Origin of the sequence: Clostridium sp. AWRP (assembly GCF_004006395.2) — a bacterium.
Classification (GTDB): Bacteria; Bacillota; Clostridia; order Clostridiales; family Clostridiaceae; genus Clostridium_B.
In genome coordinates, this window is the sequence record NZ_CP029758.2 from 4112516 (window position 1) to 4127906 (window position 15391).

The window sequence follows — 15391 nt, forward strand, 5'->3', positions numbered from 1 at the left end:
CAGTATATAAACCGACTGGTCTAATATACAAGTGTAATATTATTTAGCATAAGCCTACTAAATTAATTAAAAGAAAGGAAGATAAAATATGCCATGTGCAGAAGTATCAATGACTAAGAGTTTTATTACAGATAAGGAAAAGTCTATTTTATCAAAGAAGTTGACAAAAATACTTATTGAATCAGAAGGTTTGAAAGATAATCCTATCTCACATTCAATCGCTTTACTGGATATTAAGGAGTTCGATAATTTATACGTTGGAGGTGAAAAAGGTAATCAGGATAAAGTTGTGATAAAGATTTATGGATTTTCAAATGCCTTCAGTGAAGAAATAAAGAAGAAATTATTTTTAGAAATTACCAACGCTTTCATTTCTGTTAGTGATAAAACAAGATTGCAGAATGGGAGAAATATATGGTGTATAATAATTCCTTTGGATGAATATGATTTTGGTGTTGGTGGAATACCCGTAACGTTAGAATTAACAAAGCAACTTGTTTCATCCTATACAGAATAAAAAATTTGACTTAATATGAATTCGGATTTTCTTATATAACGAATTAAACAGTCTTGCAGGAGAAGCAGTTATCCCCTGCTTTTTTCTGCAATTATAAAGAATTGACTATACGTATACAATAACAAAAAAACAAATAGCAACGTTTCGTTGACAAATTTTCAGCACTTTTTGGTAGACTGCAACCTTTGGTTTTCTATATAATTGAAGAATAAAGGGGGCGAGTTAATGAGCATATCTGAAAGATTACAGAAATTAAGAAAACATGAAAGATATTCGCAGGAACAGTTAGCAGAAAAATTAGGAGTAACAAGACAAGCAATATCAAAATGGGAAAGTAACCAAGGCAATCCAGATATCAATAATATAATTAAATTAAGTGAAATTTATAATGTTAGTACGGACTATTTATTAAAAGGTGAGAAGCAGATAAGTAAGCCAATAGAAATTAATTCTAAAGAAAATAAGGAGAATATTAAATCTGGAAAGACATTTAATAGACTTTTATTTATTGCTGGTATTTCCACTATTGCAATTTTGTTTCTTTTTTCTTTTACTTTTTTAGTAAAAACATTTTTAGGAGGTCATTAAAATGAAAACAAAATGTTTTTTAGTACTTGTTTTTGTATTTACAGTTTTATTATCTGCTTGTGGAAATTTATCAGGTGATGGCAATAAAACGTCTGGTTTGTCATCAGAAAACTCTCCTAAACAAACTATACAAATTGCTTTTGAAGCGCTAAAAAATGGGGATTCCAAGAAATTCAATCAGCTTATTCAATATAAAGAGCGGCGGGAAGGTGTTCTCATATATAAGGATAATAAGCTTTTTGGCAATAATTTAGATGGCAAAGGTAAAGAACTTATGGAGAGTGTTTTTTCCAAATTTTCTTATGATATAGGAGAAGTGAAGGAAAATGGAAATGTCACTACAGCTCAAGTGAAAATTACTAACCGTGATTTATCAAATGTAGAGAAAGATATGCTGCGTTATACAAATGCTGATAATTCACTCATTGAAGCAATTAAAAATTCTGATAATAAAATGGTTACAACTAACTTGAAAATAACTCTTAACAAAACAGATGGAATGTGGAAAATTCAAATGGATGCGGCTTTGGCTGATGCTCTATGTGGAGGTCTATTGGCTAAGTGGTAATAATAAAAAATACCGTTTTTTATGGGAACATCCATTCAGTTACTCTCTCTACAAACATCAAATAAGTAGCTTAAACCTTTCTCCTCCAATTATTCATGTGATTTTGCTCTGCTATAATTATTCACTTGTTATAGTCATGTTTCATCATTTAGCATTTCTACCTATTAACATATTAACTAGTTCTTTAACTTTGAGATTTTTTTGACTATGTTTATTAATAACTGCACCTAATATAGCCGGAATATTAGGTGTAATCGGAATTAAAACAACATTATTAGATAAATAAGAACTAGCTTGTTTACGTGTTATTAAAGCAGCAGTACCTTGGTTAGCTTGTACACAACTAAAAATAGTTTCTGGCCTACCCCTAAATATAATATTAGGAACAATACTATGTTCTTCAAAGAAAGTCTTACATAGATTAGCTACGCATGTATAAGATTCCATTAGCATAAGAGGAGTATTTTTTAATTGTTCTGTAGTAACATAATTTAATTGGGCTAAAGAGTTATCCTTATTAACAGCTAAAACGATTTCGTCTGTAGAAATAGGAATAAAGAGATTTTTACTATTAGCTAGATTTTGTTCATGCCAATAAGTTAATGCTATATCAAAACTATTACTTAGCAATCTGCGAAATAATTGCGGTTCTTCTAGCTCTATAATATTGATTTTGAAAGAAGGATTCTTTAATTTAAATTGATTCATTGGAACATATAAGCCAAAGTAACCTATAAAAGGCAAAGATATTACTGTTATTCTATTTTTGTATCTAGGCTGCAACTTTTGTGCCATATATTTCAAACGACAAAATCCTTCTAATAACTGTCTAGCTTGAGGTAATAATTGCTTTCCTTCATCTGTTAATTCAATACGTCTATGTTGACGATTAAAAAGTTGAATACCTAATTCATTTTCTAATGCTTGAATCTGTTTACTAATAGAAGATTGAACAATATTTAGCTCTAGAGAAGCTTCTATGTAACTACCAGTATCTACTATAGTTACAAAATACCTCAATTGGTCTTCCGTCATAATATCTCACCTGCTTTATTTTTAAATTAATTACTTTAATTAGGCAATTTATTCTGAACTAAGTTTAATTATATAATATTTTAAAATTCATTACAATAATGCAACTACCGGTATCTATTATAGTTATAAAATATGCTAATTAGTCCCCTACCATAATATTTTTCTTATTCCATTTCTGAATTAGTTACATAATAGTTGGAATTGATTCAAGCCGCTATTTTTTGATATCATTTTAACAAAGGTACCTTAATATTTTTTAACATGACTATTCAGTTAAGTACTTATAGAACTTTGTATGTAGCTAAAAATTCAAAAACGAAAGGAGCGAAAAGTTTATGGAGAACACAAAAGGTAAAATTAAATTAGGTATTTATGGTATTGGATTATTAATAATGGGCGTTATCGCAATTTCCAGCTCCTTAGCAACAATTGGAGCTAGATTCCCTGAATTATCACAAACAATGATTCAGAATCTAATTTCAATATCATGTATCGTAATTATTCCTACAACCATAGTAGTAGGCAAGTTAATGCAAACATTTTCAAAGAAAAATATTGTTATGGCAGGTATTGTTATTTTTATAATTGGAGGTGTGGCACCAGCTTTCATGACATCATTCACAGCCATTTTAGTTATGAGGGCAGTACTTGGTATTGGCGTAGGTGTATGTCAAGTTGTCAGTACCGCAATTGCTGTTGAAGAATTTAGTGGAACTGAACAAGATAAAGTACAAGGTACATTACAATCAAGTCAAATGGTAGGTTTAGCTATTATGGTATTTACAGGTGGAAAATTGGCAGACATACAGTGGAACTATGTGTTTTATGTACACCTACTTGCTGTTTTAGCATTAATATTGGTGGCAATTATGATTCCTAATACAAAACCTAAAAAAGATACAACATCAGGTGTAGTACAAAAAGCAAAATTTACAAGTGCTACCTGGGGATGGATTATATTTATGTTTGTCCTATTTATTAATTTTCAAATATATAATGTTTCATTATCTTATCTTATAGCAGAAAAGAAACTTGGAACTGCTGCAGATGCGGGATTATCAGTAGCATTTTTCGCGGCAGGCGGTTTCGTAATGGGGTTGTTATATGGAAAACTAGCAAAAATAGCTAGGAACTGTACAACATCAGTTGGTTGTTTGATGTTAGTAGTATCTTTTGTGATCATAGCAACTGCTAGTAATTTGAATATGTGTTATATAGGAAGCATATTCTTTGGTATGGCTATTGCATCAACTCTACCGGGTATTTTTATAAATACCGGAATGTCTGTAGATACATTTTCAACTGGTATGGCAATTTCAGCCGTAACATGTGCACAAAACTTTGGTCAATTCATTTGTCCATTTATTATTAATCCACTTTCTGCTGCAATTAGCAGAGGAAGTAATATAACCACTTGTTTTATTATTGGAGCAGTTCTGGCAGCTATTTTAACTATAATAATGCTGCTCTGGGGTATTAAAGGAAATAAAAAAATATCGCTTATTAAAAGTCCAAACTTGTAGAAGTAAATTAAAATGTTCAGTATTATTCTTGCAAATTCCGTAAGAGATTAAAAAATAAAATATTTGAGGAGGATAAAAAATGAAAATTGAAGCAGCAATTGTTTTTGAAAAAGGACAACCATTTCAAATTAAAGAACTAGAATTAGATGCTCCAAAATTTAATGAAGTATTGGTTAAAGTAACAGCTTGTGGTGTTTGTCATACTGATGAAGTTGCACGTCAACAAATTATACCAGTACCCCTTCCAGCAGTATTTGGACATGAAGGCTGCGGCATTATTGAAGAAGTAGGCCCAGGTATTACTAATTTTAAAAAAGGAGATCATGTTGGTTTTTCTTATGGATATTGTGGTACATGTGAAGCGTGTCGTTCTGGTCATCCTTATGGCTGTGAAGTAAATCGTAAATTAAATTTCTTTGGAACGCAATTTGATGGAACTAAACGCCTTCACTATAATGGTAAAGAAGTATCTTCATTCTTTGGACAAGGTGCATTTGCAACATATGCAGTTGTTCATGTCAATAATCTAATTTCTGTACCAGATGGTGTGGATTTAAATATGGTTGGTCCTATGGGATGTGGTATCCAAACAGGTGCAGGTGCGGTTTTAAATTATTTGAAACCAGATCCAGCAAGTTCTATTGTTGTTACAGGAATTGGTGCAGTAGGATTAAGTGCTATCATGGCAGCTAAAATTGCAGGATGCACAACTATTATTGCTGTGGGAGGGTCATCTAAAGCAAAATCATCTGATATTATCGATGCTAAATTAGAAATGGCTAAAGAATTTGGTGCAACTCATACAATCAATAGTAATACAGTTGAAAGTGTAGTTGATGAAGTAAAAAAAATAACTCGTATTGGTGCAAATTATGCAATTGACTGTACAGGGAATGGTACATGTGTCCGACAATCCTTAAATTGTACCCAATCTTTAGGTACATGTATTGTATTGGGTGCGACACAAGATCTTACAATTAACGTAGAAAATGAATTAATGGGAGCAGGGAAAAAATTAGTAGGAATTGTTGAAGGCTGTTCTATTCCACAAATATTTATTCCCGAATTATTAGAATACTATAAAAAAGGAATGTTCCCTTTTGATAAATTAATTACTTATTATAATTTTAAAGATATTAATAAAGCTTTTGAAGATGTGAATAAAGGTAAAGTTGTTAAAGCTATATTAAAAATGGAAGACTAGGAGGGAAAAAATGAATCAATATTATCCCAATTTAGGTAGCACAATTAAAATTGCTGGATTAACATTAAAAAATCGTATGATAGGTTCTCCAATTTCAATTCCAGAAATCGGGCCAGACGAAAACTTAACAAGAGATAACATTGCTTTTTATAGTTTAAGAGCAAGGGGTGGAGCAGCCGTTATCACAGTAAGTGAAGGAATTGTGCATAGTGCTACGGGAAAATCTCATACAAAACATATTCTATTAGACACTCGAATGAGTTTACCATCATTAACAGAATTAGCACGTATAATTCATCGTCATAACTGCTTTGCTTCCATGGAATTATCACATGGTGGTAAATACGCTGGTAACCGAAGTCAATCAAATAAACAAGCTAAACGTTTTGGTCCTATTAATGAAATTTGGCCAGATGGTACACATGTTTATGAAATGCCAGAAAATTTAATTCTTGAAATTGCTGATAGTTTTGGTAAGGCAGCAGCCTTAGTTAAAGAAGCTGGTTTTGATATGGTATTAGTTCATGGTGGTCATGGATGGTTAATAAATCAATTCATGTCTCCTAACACTAATACAAGAACTGATAAATGGGGTGGATGCTTCGAAAATAGAATGCGTTTTCCATTATTATGTGTTGAAAAGATTCGTGAATCAGTTGGAATTAATTTCCCAATTGAATTTCGTATGAGTGGAGCAGAATATACTGAAGGCGGCTATGACATTAACTATGGTGTTAAAATTGCTCAAGCATTAGATGGTAAAGTAGATTTAATTCATGTATCTGCAGGTGTTCATGAAAATAGAGGTGCATTTGTTATCACACATCCTTCTGTTTTTATTGAACATGGATGTAACGTTCATTTAGCAGCAGAGATTAAGAAACATGTTAAGACTCCAGTTGCTACATTAGGTGGCTTAAATGATCCTGATATGATGGAGGATATAATTGCTAGTGGTAAAGCAGATATTGTTGAAATGGGACGTCAATTAATGGCTGATCCATTCTTCCCTGAAAAAGCTTTAACTGGTAGAAAAGATGATATTACTAAATGCTGCCGCTGCTTTAGCTGTTTTGGTGAATATATGACAACACGTACAACTGTCTGTGCATTAAATCCGGTGATTGGTAGAGAAAGAGAACATGAAGCTGCTTTTGCTCCAACAATACCTAAAAAGGTATTTATTGCTGGTGGAGGTCCTGCTGGTATGTCAGCAGCTTTACAAGCATCAGCTCGAGGACATGAAGTTATTTTATTTGAAAAGAATAATCGTTTAGGTGGCGCGTTACTTTGTGAAGAATATATTCCATTTAAACAAGATCTATTTAACTATTCTCAATTATTAGCAAAAAGATTAGCTGAAACAAATGTAGAAGTACGTTTAAATACAGAATTAACTCCAGAATTAGCAAAAGAGCTGCTTGCAGATATAATTATCTGTGCGGTAGGATCAGTACCTGTTGTGCCTCCAATCTTAGGAATTGATACTAGCCATAAAGTTGTAGGAATAGATGCTATTCATCAATCACAACCAGCTGTTGGAGATAAAGTTGTTATTTTAGGGGGAGGATTAATAGGTACAGAAACATCTATTTATCTTGATAGTCTAGGTAAAGATGTAACTGTTGTAGAAATGAGAAATGATTATGCTCCAGATACATCAGAAATGCATAAGATTGCCTTAGAAGTAACATTAAAGAAAGGACATGTTAAAATTCACTTAAATACAAGAGCTAAAGAAGTTACTGATGAAGGTTTGTTATGTATAGATGAAACTGGAAATGAAGTTTTATATCCTGCAGATACTATTTTGGTTGCTGCTGGTATGAAACCAAATTCAGAATCTGTTGAAGCTTTACGTTATGCAGCACCTAGATTCTTTCAAATTGGCGATTGTGTTAAAGTGGGTAAAGTATTAGAAGCCGTTCATGGTGGTTACTACGGTGCTTTAGATATTTAGTAGAATATTATTTTAAATTTTTGAGGGAAGACAAAAAAACTGATTAAGTATAACTGTATTGGAGAAATCCGATACAGTTTTTTTGTGTGTCATAATTATCTTGTAAATATTTCATGAGAATTAAATGTATATATTTATATTCACTATATGTTAATATATAGTTGTACAACCTATTACAGGAGGACAATATGATACATATAATAATCATTTTACATTTTCTATGTTTTTCATTAGGCGTAGGATGTATTACATTAAGTTGGTTAGTATATAAAAAGCATAAAAAAAATATATTAGAAGACATAGTTATAGGAGAAATTATCTTTTCTATATGGCTTTTAATAGACACGCTGTTTATTTATATCAGAAAAATATTATCAGAATATAAAATAGAGAATATTTTTAATGTAATAAGTTATTTTTTAGCAGCAGCAGTTATTTTTTATGTATATAAAATTATTAAGAAGGTTAAGGATAATGAATTATATAAAAAAATAAATGTGCAAATAAAAATCATTATAGGACTAATAATAGTAACATGCATATTATTTTTATTTAGTTATAAGATTGTATTTCTCAAAGATGTACCTTATTTATGTTTAATCTATATACTTCAATGCATATTAGTAATAATATACTGTATTAAAGAAGAAAGACAAATAGTGCATGAAGGAAAAAACGATTTAAAATGTCTTACTAATAGAGAAAAGGAAATTGCTGATTATATTTGCATGGGTTTAAGCAATAAGGAAATTGGTGAGAAATTATTTATATCCGCCAATACTGTAAAAAATCATGTTTATAATATTTATAAAAAAGTAAATGTTAAAAATAAAGTAGAGCTTATAAACCTTATAAATAGGCGAGACTAGTACTAATGTACTAGCCTTTTTTTGCAAAATGAGAGCTTTAGACTATGTATAAATAAAAAAAGAATTATTATACTCTTCCCATACAGTAAGTATTGGAGGAGAAGTTATGAAAAAAAGAAAAATTATAATTTTGGTCGTATGCATTTTATCAATTTTAGTAGGATGCATAACAATGTATTATCCAAATTCAAAGGAGAATAGCAGGAATCTTTCCTATGTGAGAGCAAAGGAAGATTTAAATGTAATAAGCAAAGAACCACATTCAACTTTATTTCATCAAAAGGCATTAAAAGATGTAAAACAATATTTATTTAATGAACTAAAAGAATTAAATACGAATCCAAAGATTTTCAGCTACAAAAATATAAAAAATGATAAAGGACAAGTAGCAGATTTAAATAACATATATGGGAAAATTGATGGTAAAAATGGTGAAAACGGAAGCTATATATTACTTGTAGCACATTATGATTCTGCTGGAACTAATCCTCAAAATACCGGAGGATATTCTTTTGGAGCATCAGATGATGGGTACGGTGCTGCAACAATATTAGAGACATTAAGAAATATAAGAAACAGTGGAAAAACATTAGAAAATGGTATTAAGGTATTAATAACGGATGGAGAAGAGATGCATTTAATTGGATCAAGGGAGGAATTTAATAATAATTTTTCTTTGTACAAAAATGTATCATATGTTATTAATTTAGAAGCTAGAGGGACCAGCGGACCTGCAATAATATTTCAGACAAGTGAAAAAAATAGTAGAGTATTGGATTTGTACAAAAAAGCAGAATATCCTATAACGACATCATTAATTACAGATTTATATAAGGATTCAGGTAGATCAGATTTCTTAAATATTAAAAAGAAAGGATTAGCAGGCATTAATTTAACTACATTAGATAACGTAGAGTACTATCATACTCCAGAGGATTGTTATAAAAATATTTCTGATAAAAGCTTTATGCATTATGAAGAACAGGTACTACCAATAGTTGAGGAATTTATTTATTCTGATAAATATAACAATCCAAACTATTTTAAACAAGGAAATGATTCCATATTTTTTACCATATTACCTAATGTGATTTTAGATTATAGTGTTACTTTAGGAAGAATATTAGGCATCATAGTTATAATTGCAGCCATAGGAATAATGATATATAACAAGGACAAGCTCAAAGGTACGTTAAAATCGGCAGCGAAAAACTTGATTCATATTATAGGTGCAGCAATATTAGGTCTGATTATTAGTTTTGGTCTAGCAGCTGTTTGGGGAGTTAGTTTTACTTTAAATCATATGGGAAAGGTTCCAGGAGATGATATTTTAGTTATTGTTTTGCCAATAGTGTTATTAGGATTTATGTTTAAAATAGAAATGAAAGAGAAAGACAAGGTATGTGAAAGCTTTTTAGCTGGAGTATTAATTCAAACAATATTATTGTGTGTATCAATGATATGTTTACCTGGTGTTAGTTATTTGACTATGATACCATTGATACTAACTTTTCTTTCATTAGGAATAATAAGATTAACTAATAATGAAAAAGCAAAATATACTTTGCTGCTAACTATAGCAGTAATGATTATATTATATATTCCACTAATGAATATACTCCATATGGCATTTTCCATAGCGTCTTTACCATTTATATTTTTATTTTTGACCATAATAAAATCTTTATTGTTCCCAACAATAAATAAAATAATAAATTAGATTACCACAATGACTATTTATCTTAATTTTGATAAATAGTTATTTTTAATATATTTATAGTTGCAGCAATGCCTACCACAATATGAGCTTTCTTCATCATAATCCTTATTTCTCCTATCTAAAAATATATAAAAAAAGGTATCCAACGTATTGGACACCCTAATTTTATGTTAGCTATTGATTTTACTTGCTTTAGTATATTAAAAAAGTTCATGATACTTATAGTATTTTATTTACAGCTTAATATTTTTAATATCATTTATTTTTATATATTTTACTTTTGGCACACGTACACGCCTCTCACACTTGCAGACAACCAAAAATTCTATCTCTGCTTTTGTTTCTGCTAAAGTTTCTAAGGATTCTTCTATTTTTGTTTCTTTTGCACGATTGTATATATCAACCTCTAATATTAATATTGTGTCCCTATTTGTAATAAATATACAGTTCATATAATTATTAACACTTTACTAGTTATTTAATATTGATATTTTCTTTTTAGTAATAATGTATCCTAACAATTGAACAATAATATAATATGGCAATATTTTAAATGTATCTATCTTAAATTCTCCATTAGTATTTAAAACGTAAATATATACAATACTTGCTAATACCGTTAAAAGTGCAGGTAAAAAAAATATTATTCTAATTTTATATGTTAACAAGGTATCTATTTCTTCATCAATTAATCCAATATAATATAATTTAGTCCTTTTAAGCTGCCAACCACAAAAGTCTATCTTTGCTTTAAAATATAAAATATTAGAAGAAACAATAAAACTCAATAGTACAATAAACATATATATGAAATTGAAAGCGGACCCACGAAAAATGCTGTAAATATTAAAAAATGTTTTTAATTGGGCAAACTATACACTCTATTGCTGGTAATAAATATAGTGTTTAGGAAAATAATAAAAAGAATTATATATTTATTTTTTTTGAAGGAATCTTCTAGCTCATTTACTAATAAATTTCTCTTATAATAAAAACTTTTACTTCTTTTTATAAAAACAACAAAAATTTTTATAAAAACTAAAAATAATATGTAAATTACTAATGTACATATTAAAGAGTAGTCAACATAATATCTAGATTGAAAGTTTACAAACATTCTTTCCTTAAAATTTATATAACACAGTACTAAAATAGAAATTATTGTTTTTGCAAACTCTTTCTTTTTAGAATATTTTATATACAAATTTTTATAGTTCACTTCATTAATTACTGACAGTTTATCGATAAATTTAAATGTCCATAAAATGAATATACTAGTAAGAAAAACATAGTATCCAATGGTAACTATAAAAATAATTGATTCAAATTTAAAAGTAAAAATAAGCATTCCTGATAATTTTAGCGCAAAAAGTACAATGATTTTTGAAAATACTGCACCTAAAATCAACCCTATAGGAATATAGATAAAAAAAGTTAGAACATTTTCCATAAAAATTAGCATCTTAATTTCACTGAATGTCATTCCTAAAGTCAAAAATGTTGTAAATTCCTTTTGCCTATATTTTATAAAAGAAATGTACGTAAAAATGCTCCACAACATTGTATTAAAAACTGCAATTGATGGAAGTATAAAAACATTTTTTAGTCCAATTGCTATTACATATGAATTATAAAATATTAACTCAGTAAAGAAAAATGAAACTGAAATTACAAGAGAAAATATATATGCAAAATATTGATCTAAATTTAATTTTATAGTTTGTTCAAGCATCTTTCTCCAATTCATATCACTCACCACTAATTACAGCAAGAGTGTCCAATATTCTATTAAAAAAAGTATGCTGATCTCCTTTTGTGTATATATCTGCAAATATTCTCCCCGATTTTATGAAGATAACCCGACTGCAGCAGCTTGCAGCATATATGTCATGTGTAGCCATAAGAATTGTTGCTTTTTTTTGATCATTTATTTTTTGCAAATACTTCATAAACTTTTTTGAGGTATTTGGATCAAGACTGCTAGTTGGTTCATCAGCAAAAATAATACAAGGATCATTTATTAGTGCTCTGCATGCAGTTACCCTCTGTTGTTCACCTACAGATACATTATAGGGATATTTGTTTCTAATATTGTATATATTAAAAAACGTAAAATATTCTTCTATTTTTTCATTAATTTTTTCTGTACTGAAACCTTTAAATATCAATGGAAGTGCAGCATTTTCTGCAAGGGTAATATTATCAAGAAGATTAAAATTTTGAAATATAATTCCTAAATTTTCTCGTCTAAAGATAGAACGTTCTGTTTTGTTCAGCGAAGTTATGTATTGATTCATTATCTTTACTGTTCCACTGGTAGGCTTATCGATTCCAGACAAAATGTTAAGCAAAGTCGTTTTACCACTGCCTGATTGTCCCATAATAGCAGTAAATTCTCCTCTTTCAATACTCAGATTTATACCATTTAAAACATTAGTAGGATTAACTTCTAAATTCCATTCATAGACTTTAATAATATCCTCGGTACTCAATATCTCCATTAGTATCACCCCGCTGCATTTAATTTTTTAATGGATAAGTAATTGAAAAAATAGTCCCCTTATTAACCTCAGAATCAATATTTATGTTGTGGTTCAACTTTTTTGATATTAATTTACATATATATAGGCCTATACCTGTTGCATTACCTACTTTTCTTCCATTTTCTCCTGTAAAAAATGGTTCAAAAACTCTTTTTATATCATAATCCGGAATTCCAATGCCTTCATCTCTAATCGTTAACTTTACTTCTTTATTATCTAAATATATATTAAAATATACATATTTCTTTTGTCTGCTATTTCTAGAATACTTAATAGCATTGGCTATAATTTGTTCAAGCATAAACTTGTTCCATTTTTTATCTGTAACAATTAATATTTTTTCATAATTAAATTCTATTTTAGGGAAAACATTATTATAAATAAACTGGTTTTTCTTACTATTGATAACTTCTTTTAATAATAAAACTAAATCTACCTCTTGAGGATCATAATCTTTAGAAAAATTATTTAATCTATCAATGTTTAGAATTTGATCTAAACCGCTTTTAACTTTATCATTTTCTTCTCTTATATCCAAGAATAATTTTAATATATCTGTTTGGTTTATTGTGAAATTTTCGTCATTATATTTTATTTCTTTAGCAGCTTTTTGGACAACAAGATCAATTATCGAAGTGGGCGTCTTTATATTATGAATCCATTGGGATAAGAAGTATTTATTATCTGCATTTTGTGCATAAATTGTACTTATCTTATTTGTATAGTTTTCATGAATTTTAAATATAGTTTTAGCTATTTCTTTCTGTTCATTTGTTTTTGGATTTAAATCAAAGTATCTACTTTCTATACCCTCGTTAAAGCTTCTATTGAACCTATAATATTTAATCCATTCATTAAATATTATAAATACATATATTATTGTAGATATAAGTAAAGGGTATATCACATCACTTTTGTTACTTATCAAATAACCATAAAAAAGAATTAAACTTGTATTAAGAAAATACCCAACAGTAAATGCTAACTTATCTTTTAAAAAGTTTATTAATACTTTTTTATTATCCATACTAATTCCCCTTATTTGCAGTTGTGTGGAATATATATCCTACACCTCGCTTAGTTGATATAACTTCACTAACACCCAATTTTTTAAGTTTATTTCTTATTCTCGTTATATTTACTGTTAAAGTGTTATCATCTACAAAAAAGGAATCATCCCAAAGCTCTTCCAGAAGTTCTTCCCTACTGACTATTTTATTTTCATTTTTAATAAGCATATTTAATAGCTTGAACTCATTTTTGCTAAGTTCAAGTTCAATCTGATTATAAAGTATCTTAAAAGTGTCTTTATTAAGTTTAATGCCTCCATCACTTTCAAGTATATTTGATTCATTTGCATATTCACCATATACCCTTCTTATTCCAGCTTGTATCTTAACAAGCAAAAAATCAAAGTTAAAAGGTTTTACAATATAATCATCGGCTCCTAACTCAATCCCACGTATTTGTTCTTCATCACTACATCTTGAAGAAATAATAATTACAGGTATCTTTGATACTCTTCTAAAAGTTTTACATAATTGAAAACCATCATAATAAGGCAAATTTATATCTAAAAGAACTAAATCAGCATTTGATTTTTCTAACTCAGTATCTACATTTTTAAAATCTTGTATATTAACGACTTCATATTTATACCTTTGAAGATACTCTGTTATAAGGTCATTTAATTTAACATCATCTTCAACAACAAGTATCTTATACAAAGCAATTTCCTCCTTTTAAAATTATGCTATAGTAATTTTAATATAGCATAATTTTATTTGGGAGAAAAGCTAGGTTCAAATTTTGATATTTTTTAACTAAAATTTAAATTCTAAGAGATTCCAGTAATTTAGATACAAAGTAAAAGCTAAAAATATACAACAAATTAATATATTGGGTATAATTGTTCCTAAATTAGATTTTTTATTATACCAATATAAGCATATTGATATCATTAGTCCCAAAGTAAGTATGGTAGTTATTATTGGAATCATTAACAGATATATAGCTGCCTTAGGCAATTCTGTTAAGAAAATCAAGGATGATAATAAAGTAATACATTCTTTAGCCATACCAATTAAAAAAACTAAATTCAAAATACAAATAAAAGCTATAACCCATCTATGATATTTAAAAATTAAAGGCTTTTTGTTGTTTCTATTTTTAAGATTGAATAGTATCATGCCAATAGCTATAGACAAAAATAATACTAAAAAAAACACGAAAATAATTTTATGCAATGTAGGATTCTCATACCAATGAATTTTATTCATAACAGCATTTGAACCAGCATTAAGCATATAAGATATCTTCCCTTGCTTATTTGTTATAAAGGTAAGACTATTTCCCATAACATTTTTAAAAAGTAAAGGGGATGTTTCTTTGTTTTCTTTAAGCTGCATAACAGCTGTAGCGGTAAAAAGTTTAGAAATGGAAGCAGCTCTAAAAACTGTTGTTTTAAAGTTAACTGGTGTTTTTTTATCTATGTCAGAATATCCATATCCTTTTTCAAAAAGTACATGATTATCTTTAACAACAGATAAAACAGCTCCTGGCACATTAAATCTTTTTAATTCTTGGTTAAAAATAGTATCAGCAAATTTTTCTACATTGTCTTCGTTTAAAGTTTCTGTAGAACTATTATTTAACAAATGTGCTGAAAATTCTTTCTTATTTTCTTTTGCTGAAACAGTTGCGTTACTATTAACAATATAGCGAAAACTACATATTGAAGCGCATAGAGTTGGAAAAATATATGCAACAAGCGAAAAACAAATTATAAATCTTTTAATATAAGTAATAAGTTTCTTCATAGTTAGTAACCTCCTTAAACTTCTTAAATTGACATATTCTTTGCA

The 15391-nt window shown here is 28.7% G+C and carries 16 protein-coding genes; 8 read left to right on the forward strand and 8 right to left on the reverse strand.

Translation table 11 applies throughout. The annotated features are described in order from the left end of the window. The first annotated feature begins 88 nt into the window (after positions 1–88). The 3 genes from DMR38_RS19185 (at position 89) to DMR38_RS19195 (ending at position 1673) form a co-directional block, all read left to right on the forward strand. Complete coding sequence (locus DMR38_RS19185; RefSeq protein ID WP_127723035.1) at positions 89–517, forward strand: hypothetical protein; 429 nt, start codon at positions 89–91, stop codon at positions 515–517. A gap of 225 nt (positions 518–742) precedes the next feature. Further along, positions 743–1105: a helix-turn-helix transcriptional regulator gene (locus tag DMR38_RS19190; protein WP_127723037.1), complete on the forward strand. Its 363-nt coding sequence runs from the start codon at positions 743–745 to the stop codon at positions 1103–1105. A 1-nt stretch (position 1106) separates the two neighbouring features. Next, positions 1107–1673, forward strand: a complete 567-nt coding sequence (locus DMR38_RS19195) for a hypothetical protein (RefSeq protein WP_127723039.1) — start codon at positions 1107–1109, stop codon at positions 1671–1673. Positions 1674–1817: 144 nt separating this feature from the next. On the opposite strand, the gene DMR38_RS19200 is transcribed toward DMR38_RS19195, so the two are convergent. Further along, positions 1818–2708, reverse strand: a complete 891-nt coding sequence (locus DMR38_RS19200) for a LysR family transcriptional regulator (RefSeq protein ID WP_127723041.1) — start codon at positions 2706–2708, stop codon at positions 1818–1820. 335 nt (positions 2709–3043) lie between these two features. Here DMR38_RS19200 and DMR38_RS19205 point away from each other — a divergent pair, with 335 nt between their 5' ends. From DMR38_RS19205 to DMR38_RS19225, 5 genes are all read left to right on the forward strand, one after another. After that, a complete protein-coding gene (locus tag DMR38_RS19205; protein ID WP_127723043.1) occupies positions 3044–4231 on the forward strand; it encodes an MFS transporter in 1188 nt (395 codons plus the stop codon). Positions 4232–4310: 79 nt separating this feature from the next. Beyond that, a complete protein-coding gene (locus DMR38_RS19210; protein WP_127723045.1) occupies positions 4311–5435 on the forward strand; it encodes an NAD(P)-dependent alcohol dehydrogenase in 1125 nt (374 codons plus the stop codon). 10 nt (positions 5436–5445) lie between these two features. After that, entirely contained in the window at positions 5446–7395 is a 1950-nt protein-coding gene (locus DMR38_RS19215; protein WP_127723047.1) for an FAD-dependent oxidoreductase, read from the forward strand. Between the two features lie 188 nt (positions 7396–7583). Beyond that, a complete protein-coding gene (locus DMR38_RS19220) occupies positions 7584–8264 on the forward strand; it encodes a response regulator transcription factor (protein WP_127723049.1) in 681 nt (226 codons plus the stop codon). Positions 8265–8370: 106 nt separating this feature from the next. Next, positions 8371–9984 (forward strand): M28 family peptidase, encoded by a 1614-nt coding sequence (locus DMR38_RS19225; RefSeq protein ID WP_127723051.1) that lies wholly within the window; start codon positions 8371–8373, stop codon positions 9982–9984. 233 nt (positions 9985–10217) lie between these two features. On the opposite strand, the gene DMR38_RS19230 is transcribed toward DMR38_RS19225, so the two are convergent. The 7 genes from DMR38_RS19230 to DMR38_RS19255 all read right to left on the reverse strand — a co-directional run bounded on the left by DMR38_RS19230 (position 10218) and on the right by DMR38_RS19255 (position 15346). Continuing rightward, positions 10218–10436, reverse strand: a complete 219-nt coding sequence (locus tag DMR38_RS19230; protein ID WP_127723053.1) for a hypothetical protein — start codon at positions 10434–10436, stop codon at positions 10218–10220. 18 nt (positions 10437–10454) lie between these two features. Further along, complete coding sequence (locus DMR38_RS22020; protein WP_175413073.1) at positions 10455–10772, reverse strand: hypothetical protein; 318 nt, start codon at positions 10770–10772, stop codon at positions 10455–10457. 71 nt (positions 10773–10843) lie between these two features. Beyond that, the gene (locus tag DMR38_RS19235) at positions 10844–11731 is read right to left on the reverse strand and encodes an FtsX-like permease family protein (RefSeq protein ID WP_127723057.1); all 888 of its coding nucleotides are present in this window, start codon (positions 11729–11731) and stop codon (positions 10844–10846) included. 1 nt (position 11732) lies between these two features. After that, positions 11733–12485 (reverse strand): ABC transporter ATP-binding protein, encoded by a 753-nt coding sequence (locus DMR38_RS19240; protein WP_127723059.1) that lies wholly within the window; start codon positions 12483–12485, stop codon positions 11733–11735. Positions 12486–12504: 19 nt separating this feature from the next. Beyond that, positions 12505–13554, reverse strand: coding sequence for a sensor histidine kinase (locus tag DMR38_RS19245; protein WP_127723061.1), 1050 nt, complete (start codon positions 13552–13554; stop codon positions 12505–12507). A gap of 1 nt (position 13555) precedes the next feature. Next, entirely contained in the window at positions 13556–14254 is a 699-nt protein-coding gene (locus tag DMR38_RS19250) for a response regulator transcription factor (protein ID WP_127723063.1), read from the reverse strand. Between the two features lie 96 nt (positions 14255–14350). After that, positions 14351–15346, reverse strand: a complete 996-nt coding sequence (locus tag DMR38_RS19255) for a serine hydrolase domain-containing protein (protein ID WP_127723065.1) — start codon at positions 15344–15346, stop codon at positions 14351–14353. Between the last annotated feature and the right edge of the window lie 45 nt (positions 15347–15391).